Origin of the sequence: Streptomyces sp. WAC07094 (assembly GCF_036320405.1) — a bacterium.
GTDB classification, from domain to species: domain Bacteria; phylum Actinomycetota; class Actinomycetes; order Streptomycetales; family Streptomycetaceae; genus Streptomyces; species Streptomyces lannensis.
The window spans coordinates 213,790-230,474 of sequence record NZ_JAVMJZ010000002.1 but is presented as its reverse complement, the minus strand read 5'-3'; the positions used below and the strand labels follow the sequence as shown (position 1 = coordinate 230,474).

At 68.7% G+C, this 16,685-nt stretch carries 20 protein-coding genes and 2 pseudogenes; 13 read left to right on the top strand and 9 right to left on the bottom strand.

What is annotated here, in order from left to right:
* Positions 1–155: 155 nt before the first annotated feature.
* Entirely contained in the window at positions 156–560 is a 405-nt protein-coding gene (locus tag RCR19_RS39255) for a helix-turn-helix domain-containing protein (RefSeq protein ID WP_331269869.1), read from the bottom strand.
* A gap of 153 nt (positions 561–713) precedes the next feature.
* Here RCR19_RS39255 and RCR19_RS39250 point away from each other — a divergent pair, with 153 nt between their 5' ends.
* Positions 714–896, top strand: a complete 183-nt coding sequence (locus RCR19_RS39250) for a KR domain-containing protein (protein ID WP_331269915.1) — start codon at positions 714–716, stop codon at positions 894–896.
* Entirely contained in the window at positions 830–1,273 is a 444-nt protein-coding gene (locus tag RCR19_RS39245; RefSeq protein WP_331269909.1) for an NmrA family NAD(P)-binding protein, read from the top strand. Before RCR19_RS39250 ends, RCR19_RS39245 begins: the two co-directional genes overlap by 67 nt.
* Here the strand turns inward: RCR19_RS39245 and RCR19_RS43330 are convergent.
* From RCR19_RS43330 to RCR19_RS39230, 4 genes and pseudogenes are all read right to left on the bottom strand, one after another.
* Positions 1,206–1,391 (bottom strand): annotated as a pseudogene (locus tag RCR19_RS43330) (NAD(P)-dependent oxidoreductase); the annotation flags it as partial. The gene RCR19_RS39245 and the pseudogene RCR19_RS43330 overlap by 68 nt on opposite strands.
* A 404-nt stretch (positions 1,392–1,795) precedes the next feature.
* Positions 1,796–2,023 (bottom strand): hypothetical protein, encoded by a 228-nt coding sequence (locus RCR19_RS39240; RefSeq protein WP_331269868.1) that lies wholly within the window; start codon positions 2,021–2,023, stop codon positions 1,796–1,798.
* Between the two features lie 452 nt (positions 2,024–2,475).
* Positions 2,476–3,540 carry an aldo/keto reductase gene (locus RCR19_RS39235; protein ID WP_331269867.1) on the bottom strand — a complete coding sequence of 355 codons (1,065 nt, stop codon included), beginning with the start codon at positions 3,538–3,540 and terminating at the stop codon, positions 2,476–2,478.
* 68 nt (positions 3,541–3,608) lie between these two features.
* Positions 3,609–4,337, bottom strand: a complete 729-nt coding sequence (locus tag RCR19_RS39230; protein ID WP_331269866.1) for an SDR family oxidoreductase — start codon at positions 4,335–4,337, stop codon at positions 3,609–3,611.
* Positions 4,338–4,476: 139 nt separating this feature from the next.
* On the opposite strand from RCR19_RS39230, the gene RCR19_RS39225 reads away from it, so the two are divergent.
* The 5 genes and pseudogenes from RCR19_RS39225 to RCR19_RS39205 all read left to right on the top strand — a co-directional run bounded on the left by RCR19_RS39225 (position 4,477) and on the right by RCR19_RS39205 (position 6,437).
* On the top strand, positions 4,477–5,040 hold the full coding sequence (locus tag RCR19_RS39225) for a TetR/AcrR family transcriptional regulator (RefSeq protein WP_331269865.1): 564 nt from the start codon (positions 4,477–4,479) through the stop codon (positions 5,038–5,040).
* A 32-nt stretch (positions 5,041–5,072) separates the two neighbouring features.
* Positions 5,073–5,171, top strand: a pseudogene (locus RCR19_RS39220) (arsenic resistance protein); the annotation flags it as partial.
* A gap of 128 nt (positions 5,172–5,299) precedes the next feature.
* Positions 5,300–5,581 (top strand): Na+/H+ antiporter NhaA, encoded by a 282-nt coding sequence (locus RCR19_RS39215; RefSeq protein ID WP_331269864.1) that lies wholly within the window; start codon positions 5,300–5,302, stop codon positions 5,579–5,581.
* A gap of 210 nt (positions 5,582–5,791) precedes the next feature.
* The gene (locus RCR19_RS39210) at positions 5,792–6,037 is read left to right on the top strand and encodes a hypothetical protein (RefSeq protein ID WP_331269863.1); all 246 of its coding nucleotides are present in this window, start codon (positions 5,792–5,794) and stop codon (positions 6,035–6,037) included.
* 4 nt (positions 6,038–6,041) lie between these two features.
* Entirely contained in the window at positions 6,042–6,437 is a 396-nt protein-coding gene (locus RCR19_RS39205; RefSeq protein WP_331269862.1) for an HIT family protein, read from the top strand.
* Between the two features lie 137 nt (positions 6,438–6,574).
* On the opposite strand, the gene RCR19_RS39200 is transcribed toward RCR19_RS39205, so the two are convergent.
* The gene (locus RCR19_RS39200) at positions 6,575–6,862 is read right to left on the bottom strand and encodes a hypothetical protein (RefSeq protein WP_331269861.1); all 288 of its coding nucleotides are present in this window, start codon (positions 6,860–6,862) and stop codon (positions 6,575–6,577) included.
* 407 nt (positions 6,863–7,269) lie between these two features.
* Here RCR19_RS39200 and RCR19_RS39195 point away from each other — a divergent pair, with 407 nt between their 5' ends.
* From RCR19_RS39195 to RCR19_RS39180, 4 genes are all read left to right on the top strand, one after another.
* Positions 7,270–8,355, top strand: a complete 1,086-nt coding sequence (locus RCR19_RS39195; protein ID WP_331269860.1) for a hypothetical protein — start codon at positions 7,270–7,272, stop codon at positions 8,353–8,355.
* A gap of 773 nt (positions 8,356–9,128) precedes the next feature.
* On the top strand, positions 9,129–10,655 hold the full coding sequence (locus RCR19_RS39190) for an LCP family protein (protein WP_331269859.1): 1,527 nt from the start codon (positions 9,129–9,131) through the stop codon (positions 10,653–10,655).
* Positions 10,656–11,166: 511 nt separating this feature from the next.
* Positions 11,167–11,856, top strand: a complete 690-nt coding sequence (locus RCR19_RS39185) for a hypothetical protein (RefSeq protein ID WP_331269858.1) — start codon at positions 11,167–11,169, stop codon at positions 11,854–11,856.
* Positions 11,857–12,087: 231 nt separating this feature from the next.
* Positions 12,088–12,756, top strand: coding sequence for a histidine phosphatase family protein (locus RCR19_RS39180; RefSeq protein WP_331269857.1), 669 nt, complete (start codon positions 12,088–12,090; stop codon positions 12,754–12,756).
* A gap of 266 nt (positions 12,757–13,022) precedes the next feature.
* On the opposite strand, the gene RCR19_RS39175 is transcribed toward RCR19_RS39180, so the two are convergent.
* A complete protein-coding gene (locus tag RCR19_RS39175; RefSeq protein ID WP_331269856.1) occupies positions 13,023–13,670 on the bottom strand; it encodes an NAD(P)-binding domain-containing protein in 648 nt (215 codons plus the stop codon).
* 100 nt (positions 13,671–13,770) lie between these two features.
* Between RCR19_RS39175 and RCR19_RS39170 the strand changes: the two genes are divergently transcribed.
* A complete protein-coding gene (locus RCR19_RS39170) occupies positions 13,771–14,148 on the top strand; it encodes a helix-turn-helix domain-containing protein (protein WP_331269855.1) in 378 nt (125 codons plus the stop codon).
* 309 nt (positions 14,149–14,457) lie between these two features.
* Here the strand turns inward: RCR19_RS39170 and RCR19_RS39165 are convergent, their stop codons facing one another.
* The gene (locus RCR19_RS39165) at positions 14,458–15,117 is read right to left on the bottom strand and encodes a hypothetical protein (protein WP_331269854.1); all 660 of its coding nucleotides are present in this window, start codon (positions 15,115–15,117) and stop codon (positions 14,458–14,460) included.
* Positions 15,060–15,965 carry a hypothetical protein gene (locus tag RCR19_RS39160; protein WP_331269853.1) on the bottom strand — a complete coding sequence of 302 codons (906 nt, stop codon included), beginning with the start codon at positions 15,963–15,965 and terminating at the stop codon, positions 15,060–15,062. Before RCR19_RS39160 ends, RCR19_RS39165 begins: the two co-directional genes overlap by 58 nt.
* Before the next feature lie 122 nt (positions 15,966–16,087).
* Between RCR19_RS39160 and RCR19_RS39155 the strand changes: the two genes are divergently transcribed.
* On the top strand, positions 16,088–16,420 hold the full coding sequence (locus tag RCR19_RS39155; protein WP_331269852.1) for a YciI family protein: 333 nt from the start codon (positions 16,088–16,090) through the stop codon (positions 16,418–16,420).
* The last annotated feature ends 265 nt before the right edge of the window (positions 16,421–16,685 follow it).

Genomic DNA, 16,685 nt, shown 5'->3' with positions numbered 1-16,685 from the left:
CGCCAGGTGCTGATCCGCCCCGGCGGGCAGGCACGGGCGGGCGCTGACCGAGGCGGCCGGTGGTGGCCGAAGCCGACCCGGACTGGTGCAAAAGGTCCTCGATGTGCCCGTGGCGTCTGCCCCCAGGAGGGTGGTCAATCGCCGGCCGCCGCTGCCTACCGGGTGCGCTCCGTGCGGTCGTCGTACTCGCCGCGTGCGGTGATGACTTCCTCGATGTGCTGCACCGACCACTCCGTGAGCGCCTTCAGTGGTTCCCGCAGCGTCTGGCCGAGGGCGGTCAGTTCGTACTCCACGTGCGGCGGCACCTCGGGGTAGACGGTCCGGGTGACCAGCCCGTCGCGTTCGAGGGTGCGCAGCGTCTGAGTGAGCATCTTCTCGCTCACGCCCGCCAATGCCTGGCGGAGCCGGCTGAAGCGGGAGGCCCCGTTCCGGCCCAGCTCGCCCAGCACGAGGACCGCCCACTTGCTGCCGATCTGGTCGAGCAGGTCCCGCGACGGGCAGCCGCGCTCGTACGGATCGAATGACGATATGGGCCCAGTCACGTTCCCGACAGCCGCCATACGTCTCACCTCTATGCTTTCGTTCGGGTAAGTACCCTACCAAAAAGTTGCTACTTCCCGACAGAGAGTGTGCAGGCCACCCTGAATTCCAGCCCGCCGCGGACGAACCGCGACAGGGGCGCGAGGAACGCGCGGAAGGAAGGAATGACCATCATGTCGATCGTCGTCACCGGAGCCACCGGCCAGCTGGGCCGGCTCACCGTCGAGGCGCTGCTGCGGCGTGGGATCCCGGCCGCGGACATCATCGCGACCGGCCGGGACACGCCCGGATCAAGGACCTGGCCGACCGAGGCGTCACGGCACGCCGCGCCGACTTCGCGGACACCGACAGCCTGACCGAGGCCTTCGCGGGGGCGGACAGACTGCTGCTGATCTCCGCCTCGGTCCCCGTGGACGAACGGGTCGCCCATCACCGCCGCGTGATAGACGCCGCGGTGGCCGCGGGCGTGTCGCTGGTGGCGTACACGAGCACGACGCACGCGGACACGGCCACCACCATCATCGGCGCCACGCACGGCGAGACCGAGGAGTACCTGCGGGATGGCGGAATCCCCAGCGTGCTGCTGCGCAACGGCTGGTACCTGGAGAACTACACCAGCCAACTGCCGCAGATCCTGCACAACGGCGCCGTCGTCGGCGCCGCGGAACCGGGAGGTCGGCGTAGGCAATCAGTTTCCCGGCCACAGCGGAGATCGCGGCGGCGAGCTCGGTGAGCGTGAAGGATTCGTCGCCGCCGAGCTCGTACACGGCGCCGGTGTGGCCTTCGGTGGTGAGGACGACCGCCGCTGCCTCGGCGTAGTCGGCGCGGGACGCGGCACTGATCCGCCCCTGCGGAGTTCGCTCAGGTACTGGCCGCCGCTGGCCTCCCCGCCGAGCTGGCCGAGGTCCTCGCCGACGCCGACCTCGCCGACCTCGGCATGAGCCGCGGCGAGATGTACACCGATTCCGGCGACCTGCGCCGCCTGATCGGCCGCCGGCCCGTGACCCTGGCCGAGGCACTCGCCCTCGCGCCGCATTGACCCAGGGCCCGGGACGTTGCGAGGTGGCGGAAGCGGTGCCGCAGCGCGGCGTCCTCATCGAGCTCCCCTGTCACCGCCGACGTCGGCCGTGTTCCCGACCCGCCCGCGCCAGTGACACCCCGAGCCCGTAAGGCTGCGTGCCGGCGCACCGCCTGGGACCTGCCGACAGCGCTCGTCGGACTTGCGGCGGTCGGTTGGGCCTTTGCGTGGCAGTCCTCAGCCGAGCGGTTCGGCCGGCAGATCATCGATCAGATGGCAGCGGATCTCGGGGAACGACGCCGCGATCGCCTCCCGCATCGATGAAAGGGCCTGAGGATCGACGCCCTGGCACCGCTCGCGGGCCGAGGCATCCGGCCAGCGTGCGTACGCGACCCAGGTACCGTCATCGGCCCGGTGCAGGCGCGATCCATAACTGCCGCACCGGCTGTGGATCTCCTGCGTCATCCGGTGTCAGCTGGACGCGAACTGCTCCTCCACGCCCGGATGCAGCCGCCACCGGTAGATGAGCGCGAACATGCCCCGACCTCACCTCTCCCCCGACGGCTGCCCATTTCCTTGATCAGAACCGAACCGTACCGCGGGCACCGACGCCTTGGGCCGGTGGCCAGCCCGCCGACGGCGATCTCGCTTCGCCACCGCGAAAAGCCCCCCGGGCACGGGGCGTGCCCGGCCCGCGCGCCCCCGAGAGTGAGCGCGCAGCGGCCCCCGGGTGACTGGGGCGGCGTGGCCGGAGGGATGCGCCGCTGAGCCTGCATCCTCTCACCGTCGGTGGAAGCGGCCGCCTCTGCGCGCCCTACCCGTGGGAGTTACATGCCGCTCTAACCGCCTAACAGGGGGCAAAGCCTGATTGTCGACGCGCGCACGAGGGCGGCGAGATGCCGCCCCGTGCGCGTCCGTCAACGGCGGGCCTGGATCTTCAGTTCTCCGCGGGTCTGAACGCGGATGTGGTCACTGGCGAGCATGGCGTGGGGGAAGCCGAGGTCGATCGCACTGACCTCGTCCAGGCGTGCCATCTGCGACCGGGTTAGGTCGACGTCGAGGGCTCCCAGGTTCTCCTGCAGCTGTTCGACAGTTCGCGCGCCGATGATGGGCGCGGTCACCCCTGGGTTGTGCAAGGTCCAGGCCAGTCCGACCTGTGCCGGGGTCCGGCCCAGTTCCGCCGCGACCTCCTTGACGACGTCCACGATGGCGAGGTTGCGCTCGGTCACTCCGCCCAGGGCCAGGTTGAAGCTCTTGCGGGCGCTCTCACTCTGGTCGGACGTTGGTGCAGTCAAGTCCTGGCGGCTGTACTTGCCGGTGAGGACGCCACCCGCCAAGGGGGACCACAGCACGGTTCCCAGTCCCAGCTCCTGGGCCATCGGCAGAAGGTCACGCTCCCCGGTGCGTTCCACCAGGTTGTACTCCAGCTGTAGCGCCGTCAGTGGCGACCAGCCGCGCAGGTCGGCGATCGTCTGCATGCGTGAGATCTGCCAGGCCGGGGTGTTGGAGATGGCGACGTAGAGGATCTTGCCCTGGCGCACCAGGTCGTCCAGGCCGCGCAGGATCTCCTCCACGGGAGTGGTGGAGTCCCATACGTGCAGGTAGAGCAGGTCGATGTAGTCGGTGTTCAGCTGCCGCAGGCTGGTTTCGACCGCGCCGAACAGACTCTTTCGGCTGGCGCCACCGGAGTTGGGGTCATCGGGCCGGCGCAGCGTCGTGTATTTGGTCGCCAGGACCAGACTGTCGCGCCGGTTACGGGCGAACTCGCCGAGCATGCGCTCGGAGGTGCCGTTGGTATAGGTGACCGCGGTGTCGATGAAGTTCCCACCCCGCTCGACGTAGAGGTCGAACAGTTTCCGCGCGTCGTCCTGCTCCGCGCCCCAGCCCCAGTCGTTGCCGAAGGTGGCCGCGCCGAGCGCGAGTGGTGAGACCCGCAGGCCGGAACGTCCCAGCTGCCGGTAGGTGTCGAGCGTGAGCGCCATCGTATTCTCCTGTGAAGTGTGGTTCCCGGCGTGTGTTGCGTGCGGGCCGGTCGTGGGCCCGTGGGTGCTCATCCGGCTCCGAGCCCGTAGCCGCCGGCCACGGCGACGTCCTGGCCGGTGATATAGCTGGCGGCGCCCGAGGCGAGGAAGGCGACTGCTTCCGCGACGTCCTGGCTGGATCCGAAGCGCTCGAAAGGGATCTTCGCGCGCATGGCATCCCGGCCGCTCTGGGGCACTCCCAACTTGTCGAACAGTGGGGTGTCGGTGGCCCCGGGGCTCACGGCGTTGACGCGAATCCTGCGCGGAGCCAGTTCGAGCGCGAGCGAGGGCAGCATCGCCAGCAGAGCGCCGCGTGTCGCCGCCCCCACTGTGGCGCCAGGGCTGCCGCGACGGGCTCCGATGCCCACGGTCAGGACGATCGAGCTGCCGTCGTTCATGAGGGGAAGAGCTTTTTGGAGGGTGAAGTACTGGCCCTTGAAGTTGAGGTCGGCGTGCTCGTCGAACGATTCCTCCGTCACATCGGCCACCGGTGCCGGGCGGAATATCCCGGCGTTGAGGAAGAGCAGGTCCAGTGACCCGAACCGCGCCGACACCGTTGACATCAGAGCGTCGGTGTCGGAGAGCACCCGCGCATCGGATCGGACGACGAGCACATCGTCGGGGAGCTCGGACCGTGCCCGTGCGAGGGAATCAGGATTCTGTCCGGTGACCGCGACCTGGTAGTCACGGGCATGCAGCAGCTCGGCCGTCGCTCTGCCGATCCCGGTCGTTCCCCCGGTGATGAGCGCTGTAGGCATGGCAAACCTTTCGTCGCTGAAGCATGGGCGAGACGACTCCACAAACGGGGAACTCCCCGGTTGTCTCCACCGTACACTGAACCGGGGACATCCCCGATTCGTTCCCGAGCCTCATCCGACACTCACGATCGCGAAGGTCATGACACCTCCACGCAGCACCCTGCGCGCCGACGCGCAACGCAACCGCGAGCAGCTGATCGCCACGGCCGCCGAAGCCTTCGCATCCGGAAGCGCGATCTCTCTGGATGCGATCGCCAAGCGTGCCGGAGTGGGGAACGCCACCCTGTACCGGCACTTCCCCACCCGAGAGGATCTGGTCGAAGAGGTCTACCGGGACCAGATCCGCCCCTTGCGCGAAGACGCGCGCACCCTGCTGGCCACCGAGCCACCCGCACAGGCCCTCCACGCGTGGATGCTCCGATTCGCCGACTGGGCCGGCGAACGACGCGGCATCTGCGAGGCCCTGGTCGCCATGAGCGCTTCCGGCCGCTTCGGCACCGGACCGGTCTGTGACGAGGTCCAGCAGGTCCTGGGAATGGTGCTCAAGGCCGGCGCCACAGCGGGAGAACTGCGCAGCGACATCGCCCCGGCCGACGTAGGAGGCATCCTCGCCGGTTTGCTTTCCGTAGCCGGCGCACCCGAGCAGCGCCCCCAACTCAACCGCATGCTGGACGTCGTCGTCGACGGACTCAGGCCCTGCTAAGCGACGCCGGCGGTTCGGCGAGGCGTCGGCCCATGCCGGACGACATGGCTGCCGCCGCGGCGGTCGTGGTACCCCAGACCTTGGTGGGGACCCACGGGATGGTCGCCTACGTTCGGCTCGTTCCCCGCCTCGCGACGACGCCCGAAACGGTTCGTCAGGTGCTCCTGCCGTCCTGGCCGCTCAAGGGCCTGGCCGTCCTCCTGGGGCGGAGGCCTGATTTGCCCGGATCATTCGACGCAGGCCGCTCCGCCTCCTTGGCGTGTTCGGCACATCATGGCTGACAGTCCGCCTCACCGGCGCGCACCTCAATCCGCTGCTCGCCTGGCCCGACATCGCCGGAATCGGCGTACTGACCGGGACCGGCTTCACCGTCTGCCTGATCTTCGCGGACCTCTCCTACGACAACACCGCCCACCTCACCCAGGCCAAGAGCGCCGCCCTCCTCCCCTCTGCCTCCGCCTCACTCGTGGCCGCACTGATCCTAAGCCGCCGCAACACCCTCCACCGCCGCCTACGACAACAGACGGCACAACCCAGGTGAGCACGCCGACCCGGACGATCAGCCGCCCACCGAAGCGGACGGCACATGAGATTGTCAGCGACCCGTAATAGCGTTCCCGCAACGTCCGGCCGGTCCTTCCACGCCCCAGGAGCCACGATGCCCGCGAGAGCGCTGACCGGGAGGGCCGGTCACCTGCGGCCGCATGAGGCCGACAAGACCCGCCGGCACCGAGGACGGTCAACCGGGCCCGTGGCGACTGCTGTTGCCGATGGCGCGGCGCGACTTCTCTCAACTGCCGAGCCCGTGGAGGCGGTAGCGCGAATCGTCGTCCAGGCCACGATGGAGCAGTCGGCGACCGAGTGGCCGACTGCCCGCCAGGACATCGTGACGCATGAACGCGTACCCATCGTGAAGGTATTGGACACGCCCGGTCCGCAACGTATGGCCGAGCCCGGCGGCCCGGTGATCGCTGCGGCCCGGCGCGCGCCACAATGAGCTCATGCCCACGCTCTTCACCAAGATCATCAACGGTGAGCTGCCCGGCCGGTTCGTGTGGACCGACGACCGGGCTGTCGCCTTCCTGACCATCGCGCCACTGACCATGGGACACACTCTCGTCGTCCCGCGGGAGGAAGTCGACGACTGGACCACGATCGAACCCGACCTGATGGGCCATCTCATGACCATCGGGGCCCAGATCGGTGCCGCCCAGCGGCGCGCCTTCGACGCCCCACGGGCCGGTCTGGTGGTGGCCGGCTTCGAAGTCCCGCACTGCCACCTGCACGTCTTCCCCGCCTGGGGACTGGAGGACTTCGACTTCCGCCGCGCGAACAGCGACGTACCGGCCACGGAACTCGACGAAGCCCAATCACGCATCATCGCCGCCCTCGACTGAGTCGGCCCGGCCGGGCGGGCGCCGAGCCCGCCCGGTGCGTGCGGCTGCGGACACTTCACCTGATGCTCATGCCACTTGGCTCAGCCGTGCGCTCTCTAGGGGGGAGCCTTCACCAACTGTCAGCCGACGCACCGCTCTCATGCTGAAGCGGTGCTGAACCATCCCGGCCGCACCTCGATCAGCAACGGCTTCAGCGACTCCACCGCGAACCGCAGGTCCTGCTCCGTGGGGTCATGAGGGTCAGGCAAGCTCCGCCCATAGCGGCGCAGCCGCCAGAAATCGAAGACCTCCCTGCCGTCGACCGTGAAGTCCACATCGATCTCGGTGCCGTTGTCGCTGATGAAGAGGCAGCCGACTCCGTGGACCTGGTAGGCGTAGCTACCGACTTTCCCGCTCCGGCCGATGATCCGGTGCGAACGGGCCAAGGTGAGCTGAGCATGTCCCCCAGCCCTTCAAGCGGGGTGATCGCCGCTCTCATGGCCATACCAACCGCGTTAGGGCATCGATGTAACCAACCACAAGATCACGCACTGTCACCGCGTGCGGTTCTTCCGCACCCGAGCCCCGTTCCATGAGGCCTCCCCCGGTCCACGCCGGAATCCGTTGTTCCACACAGGCGTGCGTCATCTGCGTCAAACAGCGTTCTGAAACGATCGGCAAGCACGGTGGCTGCCGACCTGACGCGCCTGTCGTGCCCGGCCGGTCACAGGCTAGTGGCAGCTGTCAGCGTTGGATGTCACTGCAGGCGCCGGTTGGTCTGACCTCGTCTGCCACATGGCTGTTCCAGATACAGCGGCTCTGGACGGACCGTCACCCCTGCTAACGTCCCCTCGTGCTCTCGGAGATACCCCGCCTGGTCGACGAACTCGTCGCACACATGAAGTCCGGCTCCGCTCCCGCTTACCGAACCGCGTTGGGGCGGCTTGCGGACACCGCTCAGGCAGGGGGCCCCGAGAGCCTGACGGCCACCGTGGAAGCCCTCGCCCCGTTGCTGCCGGGTCTGGGCGGGGACTTCGCCATGACCGCGGTTCTGGCGGGCGCCTGCGTCGAGTGGGGTGCGTCCCCCACGGCTCTCGTCGACGTGCTGCCGCAGCGTGCCTCGGAAGCCATGATGCTCAACGAGGTGGTGCCGGAACTGTGGGCCAAAGCAGCCCGCGGACGGCCGCTGCCCGAACCGGTGAGTGCCAGCAGCCCTCACTTGGTGCGCACGCTGACCAGAGTGGCCCGGTGGCGCCGGGGTGTCGACAAGGGCACGATGACGCGTATCGCCATGTCCTGGTTCGACATGGAGGACTGGCTCAAAGCCCTGATCACCGTCATGGCGGACGAAGGTTTCCGTGCGGCCGTCTCCGGCGACGTCAAAGCCGACTTGCGTGAACGTGCCGCCGCGGTCGCACACCGGTCCCAGCCGGCTGCTTGGGTCGGCGCGCTGGCCGCCGTCCTTGACGACGAGCCGCTGATCGTCATCGACCCCCGCACACACCGGGGATACGCCCTCACCATGAGCGGAATCGGGGACAACGGCCAGTTGCACATCCTCCTGGCCGATCGGCTCGTCGGGGACCCCCAACAAGGCCTGGTCGCCGGGGATCGCCCAGCGCGGTCCTGGGTCGAGGCGGCGACCAGCGGCAACCCCTACCTCGGCCCCGACGACCCGGCGATCCGCTGCTTCCGCCTCTTCGACGGCGAGGGGACCTACATCAGCCCGGAAGGCGTGCCTGCCGACATCAAAATCCTCGACGGCACCCGCGTCCTCGTTCTGCACCCGCCGAACGGCAAATACGGCATGGGCGCGGGTCGAGTGTTCGAGCACATGACACCGGCCCTCCGGCTCGACCGGATCCTGGAACCGGCCCAGACCCGGCACTGGCTCTCCCTGCTGGCTCCCGCCGTGGAGAACGACCTGATGGCCGGCTAGGCACTGCTTGCACCCCTCGTGGTGTTGACGAGAAAGCGGCCTGACGCCACATCAGGCTGCGCACGCAGGGCTTGCCTCGCACCCCGCCGTGAGACGTTGGGGTGCGAGGCCTGAACGGGCCCGGGCAGCGCTTCCCCATCGCGTCCCACGGGCCGCCCGCCCTCCAAGCCTCCGCCTCCGCCTCGTGACTGGTCGCACTGACCCTCCAGTCGCCGAAGCAGGCACCACCGGACCACCCCCCGGGGGGCGACTCACCTCCACCGGGACTGCCCGTTGTCCTGTGCGGTGCTGCCAGGTCGCAGGCCGGGTATCCGTCATGCATGCCGGCCCTGGTGTACTGGTCCCACGATGCGGCGACGCCCCTGTGGGCGTTTGTTCTGTCGCTTCTCATCGTGCCGGCGGTGGGCTGGTACATGGGCGCCACAAGTAGGCTCACGGTCGGGCCAGCGGAGGCCGGCTTGCAGCGTCCTTGAGCACCGCTTCGCCGAGCGTTGCGCCGGAGCAGGAGCCCGGCGACCTGAAGGGTCGCTCGGAATGCAACCCATCACCGGTTCGGAATGTCGTACTCCTCGATCGTTCCATGATTCATCGGCCCGACGTGCGAGGAAGTGCCCATGACGAAGTCCTCCAGTGGATCGCGAAGGCGCGGAGCGCGTCGGAGCAGGGCGGAGGGGGCGCAATCAGCGCCGCCGGTTGCCGGCGGCCGGACGGCCCTGCGCCAGGCCAGGAGGAAGTCGGGGAGAAGGCGGGTCCTCAATGTCGTCGGGCTGGCGATGGGCTTCGTGCTGTTGCTCGGTATCGGCACGGCGGCGTACGCGTATTGGAAGCTGACCAGCGGTATCAAGTCCGACGACCTGTCCGCCAACGGCAAGGACGGCGCGGGACACGAGACACCGGACGCGTTCGGACGCAGCCCGATCAACATCCTCGTCATCGGTTCGGATGCCCGCGCGACCGCCTCGGATTGCAAGCTCGGCGGCGCCTGCGGGACAGCCGGCGGCGCCCGGGCCGACGTGGAGATGGTTGTGCACATATCGGCCGACCGGTCGAACGCCACCGTGATGAGCATCCCCCGCGACCTGCGCAGCAGCTGGAACGGTTGCCACGCAGCGCACCACCCCAGCATGGGCCCCCAGTCCAACCAGATGATCAACTCGGCGCTGGAGGGCGGGCCGGGCTGCAGTGTCGTCGCCGTGCACGAACTTACCGGGATCCCCATTGACCACTTCATGATGGTCGACTTCTCCGGAGTGGTGACTATGTCCCGCGCGGTGGGCGGGGTCCCGATCTGCGTCGACCACGACATATACGACCCCTACAGCCACCTGAAGTTGAAGGAGGGCCCGCACGTGCTGGAGGGCCAGGCGGCGCTCGAGTTCGTTCGTACCCGGCACGGCTTCGGGGACTCCAGCGACAGCCGCGGACGAACCGCCGCGCAGCACATCTTCCTCAGCTCCCTGCTCAACCAGCTGAAAACCAAAGGCACGTTGAGCAGCCCCACCAGAATGTGGGCCATCGCCAACGCCGCCACCCAGTCGCTGACGGTCGACAGCTCGCTGAACTCCGCCACCAAGCTCGTCGGCCTGGCCGGCGACCTCAACAAGGTCCCCGCCAACCGCGTCACCTTCGCCACCATGCAGACGCACGACCTCAAGGTGAACGGAGTCTGGCAGACACTGGTCACCAATCCGGGCGCGAACAACATGTTCAAGAGCATTGCGAACGATCAGTCGCTCACGGCCGCAGCCAGCCCGGCGTCGCCGTCCACCGCTCCCGCCGCCACGGCCGTCGTGACCTCTGCCATCGCCGTACAGGTGCAGAACGGCACGACCGTCCGCGGCCGAGCCAACACGATCGCTCAAGAACTCCTGCGCCGCGGCTTCAGCGAGCAAACCGCCGCTGTCAACGGGACCCCTGCCACCACCACGTCGCTGGCCTACCAGGCCGGCCACATACGGCAGGCCAAGGCCGTTGCCGAAGCGCTCGGCCTGCCGGTATCGGTACTCAAGCAGCAATCCGGCACCGGGATCGTCCTGGTCATCGGTACCGACTGGCCCAGCGGCACCAGCTTCCCCGGCAGCAAGACCGCCCCGGCACCCGTCGACACCCAGGCCACCCTCGACGGCGCCAATGTGAAGCTGGGCAACGACAACGCCACGTGCGCCCAGGTCAGCACCTTCAAGACAGCGATCGGACTGGACGCGTCCGGCAAGCCCACCTCCTCGGACCATCCGACCTCCAGCACCACCCCGACGCGCGCCTACGCCCTCAGCCCAGAAGTGAAGGACTCGGCGCCCTGAGAAGCCACCCGCTTATCCGTCAGCGGGCTCCCGGGTCGCAGGTCGAACAGGGGTCCTGTGGCTGTGTTCACCGGTTTCGACAGCAGCTATGGAGTGCCTTGGGGCGGCGCGCAATCCGCGGCATGTTCGATGTTCACGGCACGCGCCGGCAGGTGGGCTCAAGCTATTGGATGTTCCAGCGGTGCGGGGTGCTCACGATCATCGTGGCAAGCCAAGACGTTGAGCTCACACCAGCGGCCCACGATGACCCCGGTAGGGGTGGCCGACCGGTGTGCGGGAGAGGTCTGGTCCTCCTCCAGAGCTCTCCAGCTGCCGCTGCCTTGGATGCTTCGTGGCCGGTAGGGGCGCGCCACCGCCCGGGGGGTGACCGTCGCCGTCGGTTTTGTGCCGGCCGTCGTCATGGCCGTGTGTGCTCGGCGAGTTGCCTGCTCCGGTCGGCTGTTAGGGTGAGCGCTGAGATCGGGATGAGAGGGGCTGCCGCCCCTCCAGGGGTGGTCGGGGGACCTGTTTCATGCCAAGTCCGGTGCGCCGTATCGTCCCCGTGCTCGTGGCGGCGACCGTGGTGATGTCCGCCGGCTGCGACGATCACTCCAGGGCGGCGGAATCCCGCGATGACAAACCGCTGACCAGAAAAGAGCTGGCGAAGGCGCTGCTCCGGGACTCGGATGTGCCAGGACTCAGCGCCGACGTCGGGCCGGGGCTGCCCCTGTTCGACCAGGACGATGTCGTGACCGCGTCGCCGCCAACGTGTCAGCCGCTGGCCGACATGATGAGTGTGCGTCCCCGCCATCCGCGAACAGCGCTGGTGTGGGAGGTGCTGGACGGTGTGCGCGGCGCCGGCGGGAAGACGTCGGGCAGCGTGGCGCTCAGCAGCCACACGACAGCCGAGGCGCAGGCATGGATGGCGGACCTCGCAAAGGCTCTGCCCCACTGCGGCACCTTCGAGGCCACGTCCGCCGCCGGTTGGGACTACACCTTCACCGTGCAGGCGCTCGCACCGGTCAAGGCGGGCGATCAGTCGGTGTCCTACCTGATCACGAACTCGACCGCGCCGGGCGGAAAGGGGAACGTGGAGTCCGTGATCCGCACGGGCGGTACGTTGTCCACGTTCCTGCTGCAGCAAGGTGAGGACCGCCCTGCGGCAGTACCCGAGGCCATCGCGCGCGAACAGCACGAACGGCTATTGACCGTCCGGCGCTGAGGACGTGCCGATGCCGGTGAGCGGGAAAGCACCGATCCGCTGCCCACCGGGCATCGTCTGCGGGCCGCCGGCCACAGGCCTGCCGGTGACGGCGGGCCGATGACGGCCGGGCGGCGAGGGTGCGAACGCGGGGCGGCCGGGGTGGTGTGCCCACCCCCGCCGGGAGGGGCGGGCCTGAGCAATGGCACAGTGAGGGGACCGCACCCAGCTACCCGGGAGACAGGCCCCCGCATGCGTTTGCTCCTCATCCGCCATGGCCAGACCCCTTCCAACGTCAAGCACCTCCTGGACACCGCCGTGCCGGGGCCCGCACTGACCCCCCTGGGCCAGGAGCAGGCGGCCGCACTGCCCGCGGCGCTGGCAGCCGAGGCCATCGGCGCCCTGTATGCATCCACACTGGTGCGCACCCAGCTCACCGCGGCTCCCCTGGCAACCCACCTCGGTCTTGACGTGCAGGTGCGCGACGGTATCCGGGAACTGGCGGCCGGTGATCTGGAGATGCGCGGCGACCACCAGGCCGTCGAGACCTACCTCACCACCGCCTTCGCCTGGTCCGCGGGCGACACCGAACGCCGGATGCCGGGCGGGGAGAGCGGTGTAGAGGCCCTGAAGCGTTTCGACACGGTCGTCGCCGAAGCCGCCGCCACCACGGCGCACACCGTCGCCATGGTCAGTCACGGCGCCGTCATCCGTATGTGGACGGCGGCCCGCGCGGAGAACATCGACGTCGCCTTCGCCTCCACCCACGAACTACGCAACACCGGTGTCGTCATCCTGTCCGGCGCCCCGGACCGCGGCTGGCGGGTCGTATCCTGGGCAGACCTCCCCCTCGGCCCCGACGACCGCGCCCCCCAGGCCAGCGGACCCGCAGGAGAAGCCGTGGACGTCACCGACAACTGACCCCGGTCGCCGACGGCTGACCCCGCGCCGGCCGTCCCGCGGGCCGCACTCCGTGGCCGGCCCGTGGGAGCACCTCCGCGACGGGTTCCACGGTCACCGTCTACAGGCGTACGCGCCAAAGATCGGTCTGCCCGCCGCTTGGGAGGGCCATTCCCGGCAATGTGGCAGCGGGCCCGGATGACATGAGTCATCAAGCCGTTTTCACAGACCCTGTCCGCGGTGGATCAGCGGGCGTGTGAGAGATACAGCTACCTCTACGAGCCGCCTCACCTGCTGTTCGAAGGGATGTGAGGGAGGGCGGATCCAGGGTCGAAGCCTGCGAAGGCCAAACCGATGACGAAACCCGCCACCTCCTCCAACTGGCGTGCGCGATCCAGCGTCCCCAAGGTCACCGGGACTCCGCCGACGTCACGGACCAGTTCGCCGACGACGTGCAGTGCCGTCGCATCATTGCCGCACATCGCCACCGTCACACGGGACGCATCACCACCGGGCGTGCTCGTCCACTGACCGGCGGGGAAGAGATGAAACGCCTTCACGACCCGGGCTCCCGGAGCCAGCCTGGTGATCCGCTCGGCCATGGACTCGCCGCCCTCGGTGAGCAGAGTGCCGACGCCATGGCTGACGGCGTTCGTGGGATCGATCAACGGCATCCCTTCGAACACGCCGTCGGACGGACCCACTGATTCCAGCATGTCCTCGACGCCGTCCCAGGACACGGCGAGCAGCACCGCATCACACCCTGTGGCCGCTTCCCGTGGCGTGACAGCAAGCACCCGGTGGCCCAGCCGCTCGGCGAGCTTCTCTGCTTTGACCTGCGACCGTCCGCCGATCGCCACCTCATGTCGCGCACGTGCCCAGCCCTCACCCAGAGCCGCCGCCAGTGCCCCTGTTCCCAGGATTCCGATACGCATCTGCCTGTTCCTCTCCAACAGTGGTCGGTCGGATGGCTACGGTAAGGAAGGCGTTACGCACCATTCGGTGCGTAGCCGACGCGCGATGATGGGCTGTGAGATGACTGATCACGACACCCACTGCTATGAGTTGGTCGCTGATTGCCGTTTGCGCGCGGCCACCGATCTCTTCGCCCATACCTGGGATCCCGTTGTACTGGCGGCGCTTCGCATGGGACCGCGCCGACGCCGGGACCTGCGGGCCGCGATCGGCGGCATCAGCGACAAGGTTCTGAGCGACTCCCTGCAACGGCTGCTCGCGGGCACACTCGTCGAGCGGCACGCACATGCGGAGGCGCCGCCGCGTATCGACTACGCTCTGACCAGCTTGGGGCAGAGCCTGGTCGAGGGCCCGATGATGGCGCTCGGACGCTGGGCGATCGAGCACGGTGACGAACTTCTCGAGGCCCAGGAGACAGAGCCGGGAAAAGGGCTGTGAGCAAGGCTTGACGTGGGTCATCAAGCAGCGTTCACAGACCTCTACCGGTGTCCGGCGGCGAAGCCGACGACGCGGCTCGCGATGTCAGCCGTCGAATCTGTCCCACTCGACCGGGACGTCGGCCAAGGGGGCGAGAACACTGCGGTGGCTGGCTCCGGCCCGGGCGCTGATCCGTTGTCACCTCCTTCGTCCGAGACCTGCAGGACGAGTCCGGGAGCCACGTAGAAGCGCGTGGGGGCCCAAGGCCAGAACGGGAGCAAGGGCACGGGGAGGAGTTCCGAACGTGCTGTGCGCTTCTGCTCCATCCAGTCAGCGAGGGACGCCTGCATCGTCCAGGTACTGGTGCATGGCGTCCGTGGGAAGACTGGGGTTGCTCAGGGCGTGGGAGGAGACGTCCGGATTCCCGCAGCTTTGCAGGATGAGATCGACCGGCAGCGCGGGGTGCGCGGCCGCCATGGCACGCACATGATCGTCGGGGTCGGCAAGCAGCCGGACCACCACCTCCACGGGCGCTTCGGCGTCGAGCCCCACAAGCCGTCGTTTCGCCGGATCCACATCGTCGGCGAAGCGTCGCCCGGCCCCCGTGCGCGGGAAGTTGGGGTGGCTGAGCAGGGCGCCCTTGGTGATGACCTTGCAGTCCAGATACGTCTGCAGCACGACCTCGCCGTCGACGGCCGGCTGGTTCTCGCACAGCAGGAGCCGCACGGCGTAGTCGTCGTCCTTCGAGAGCAGGTCGATGGCGTCGGCAGGCAGGTGCCGGCTGTGGGCGGCGCTGCGCCGTAGCAGGGTGTTGGCCGAGGTGGCGCACCGGCGCAGGACGTCGGGATCGGTGCACAGGCGAACCCATTCGACGGGATGGAGCCGGTCGGACGGGCTGATGGTGACGTCCATGGCGGCGCGTTCACTCTCCGTCAGCTCGGGCCGTACCGACACCGCCAGCCGGACGCTGTGCGCGTCGTCGTCCGCCAATGGCCTGATGACGGCGATGGGGACGTTGAGATTTGTCGCCACTCCCGGCGGTCCTCCTCTTCGGTGCTTGCGGCGAGCCGTTCGGCGGTCGCCGCGCTCATGGCGCCGTACCGGATCACATCCCGCCTGTCGAAGCCGCCGATTCCTGCGTGGAGAAGACGGTCCGTGCAGTCCGCGTCGTCGCGGCAGGCCTCCATCATCGCTGCCCGACGTACGGTGTCATCGGCGTCGCGCAGCAGACGGCTCCGGGTGTCCTCGCCCAGCACAGCCCAGTGACGGCAGGCCGCCTGCCGAAGGTCCGCGTCCTGGTGGTCGGCGAGCCCGGCGACCAGGCTCGCTGCCGTGTGACGGGAGAAGGCCGCCTCCCGGCGAACCTTCGATTCCGGATCGGCAAGCAGGTGCTGCTGAGCGGACAGAGGCAGCGGCTGCACCGGGATGCGGAACCAGCCGGGCCCGTTGGCCAGAGCCTGGCGGACATATGGATCGGGATCGTCCACGAGCCGGGCGCGTTGCTCCCCCGTCACCATCGCGTTCTCGGCGAACGCGGAGCGCAGCCTGCGGTCGGGATGCGCGACGACGGCGTCGATCACCTCGTCCGGCAGAGCGCGCCAAGCGATCATGTTCCAGGCCGCTTTGGCCTCCTCGCACAGCAGCCTGATCAAGACCTCGGCGGGCGCCGCAGGATTCCGCGCGATCGCGGTAATGGTCTCGCGGTGATCGTGGTCTCCACGCATGGTGCCCCCTGTGTTCGCCGACGGCCCTCGCAGGCCCGCAGATTGTGGGCATGCCGCGGGTACGCGGTCAACGCCGGCGATCATCCTCCACCGCGTCAGCCACAGCGGGTGCACTTGCACAAGTGATGCCCGGCTTGCCGCCGGGTCTACTGATCGGCCGGCACAACGATGAGTTCGGGCACGGCCGAGAGTCGGAACTGGTGAGCATTGGCTACGAACGAATGGAGGGACCTGTTGTGGCCAAATTCGTGACCATCGGATACGGGGACCAGGACGGCTACGACCGCACCGACACGGCGGTACGCAACCAGGCGCATGCGCATGACGCCCGCCTGCTCGAGGCCGGGACCGTTGTGGGCATCGCCGGCGCGCCGGTACAGGTACGCAACCACGACGGCGCCGGCACGACCGTGGAGTCCGGCTCCTTCCTGTCCTCCACCCTCCCGGTGGCCGGGTTCGCCATCATCGAAGCCGAAACCCTCGAGGAGGCCGTCCACCTCGCCTCGAAGACCCCCTGCGCCGTCGCCCAGGGCGTCGTCGAGATCTGGCCGCTGCACGAATTGCCGTAACACCGTGCGGGCCGGGCAACAGCGTCAGCCGTGATCTCACCGTCGTAGAACACCGCCGCACGTGGCGGCCCGGTGTTGTGCGGCCAGGACGGTGATGCCTGCCGGGTGGAGCACCGCCGTGGTCGCCGGGGGCTCGGACCGGTCGAAGCGGGCCGGCGGCGGCCCCGTCGATGGTGCGTGCCAGGCCGTTCGAGATCGCGGATTTCCCTGCTGGCCCTTCACCTCGCTGTGCCGGGGCCGCCGCCCGGCGTTCGGCGTTAGGCGC

What these genes read in the sequence shown, in the direction of transcription:
- RCR19_RS39255 (WP_331269869.1), bottom strand. Translation starts at nt 560, where the DNA reads ATGGCGGCTGTCGGGAACGTGACTGGGCCCATATCGTCATTCGATCCG.
- RCR19_RS39250 (WP_331269915.1), top strand. Translation starts at nt 714, where the DNA reads ATGTCGATCGTCGTCACCGGAGCCACCGGCCAGCTGGGCCGGCTCACC.
- RCR19_RS39240 (WP_331269868.1), bottom strand. Translation starts at nt 2,023, where the DNA reads ATGACGCAGGAGATCCACAGCCGGTGCGGCAGTTATGGATCGCGCCTG.
- RCR19_RS39235 (WP_331269867.1), bottom strand. Translation starts at nt 3,540, where the DNA reads ATGGCGCTCACGCTCGACACCTACCGGCAGCTGGGACGTTCCGGCCTG.
- RCR19_RS39230 (WP_331269866.1), bottom strand. Translation starts at nt 4,337, where the DNA reads ATGCCTACAGCGCTCATCACCGGGGGAACGACCGGGATCGGCAGAGCG.
- RCR19_RS39225 (WP_331269865.1), top strand. Translation starts at nt 4,477, where the DNA reads ATGACACCTCCACGCAGCACCCTGCGCGCCGACGCGCAACGCAACCGC.
- RCR19_RS39205 (WP_331269862.1), top strand. Translation starts at nt 6,042, where the DNA reads ATGCCCACGCTCTTCACCAAGATCATCAACGGTGAGCTGCCCGGCCGG.
- RCR19_RS39190 (WP_331269859.1), top strand. Translation starts at nt 9,129, where the DNA reads ATGGGCTTCGTGCTGTTGCTCGGTATCGGCACGGCGGCGTACGCGTAT.
- RCR19_RS39185 (WP_331269858.1), top strand. Translation starts at nt 11,167, where the DNA reads ATGCCAAGTCCGGTGCGCCGTATCGTCCCCGTGCTCGTGGCGGCGACC.
- RCR19_RS39180 (WP_331269857.1), top strand. Translation starts at nt 12,088, where the DNA reads ATGCGTTTGCTCCTCATCCGCCATGGCCAGACCCCTTCCAACGTCAAG.
- RCR19_RS39175 (WP_331269856.1), bottom strand. Translation starts at nt 13,670, where the DNA reads ATGCGTATCGGAATCCTGGGAACAGGGGCACTGGCGGCGGCTCTGGGT.
- RCR19_RS39170 (WP_331269855.1), top strand. Translation starts at nt 13,771, where the DNA reads ATGACTGATCACGACACCCACTGCTATGAGTTGGTCGCTGATTGCCGT.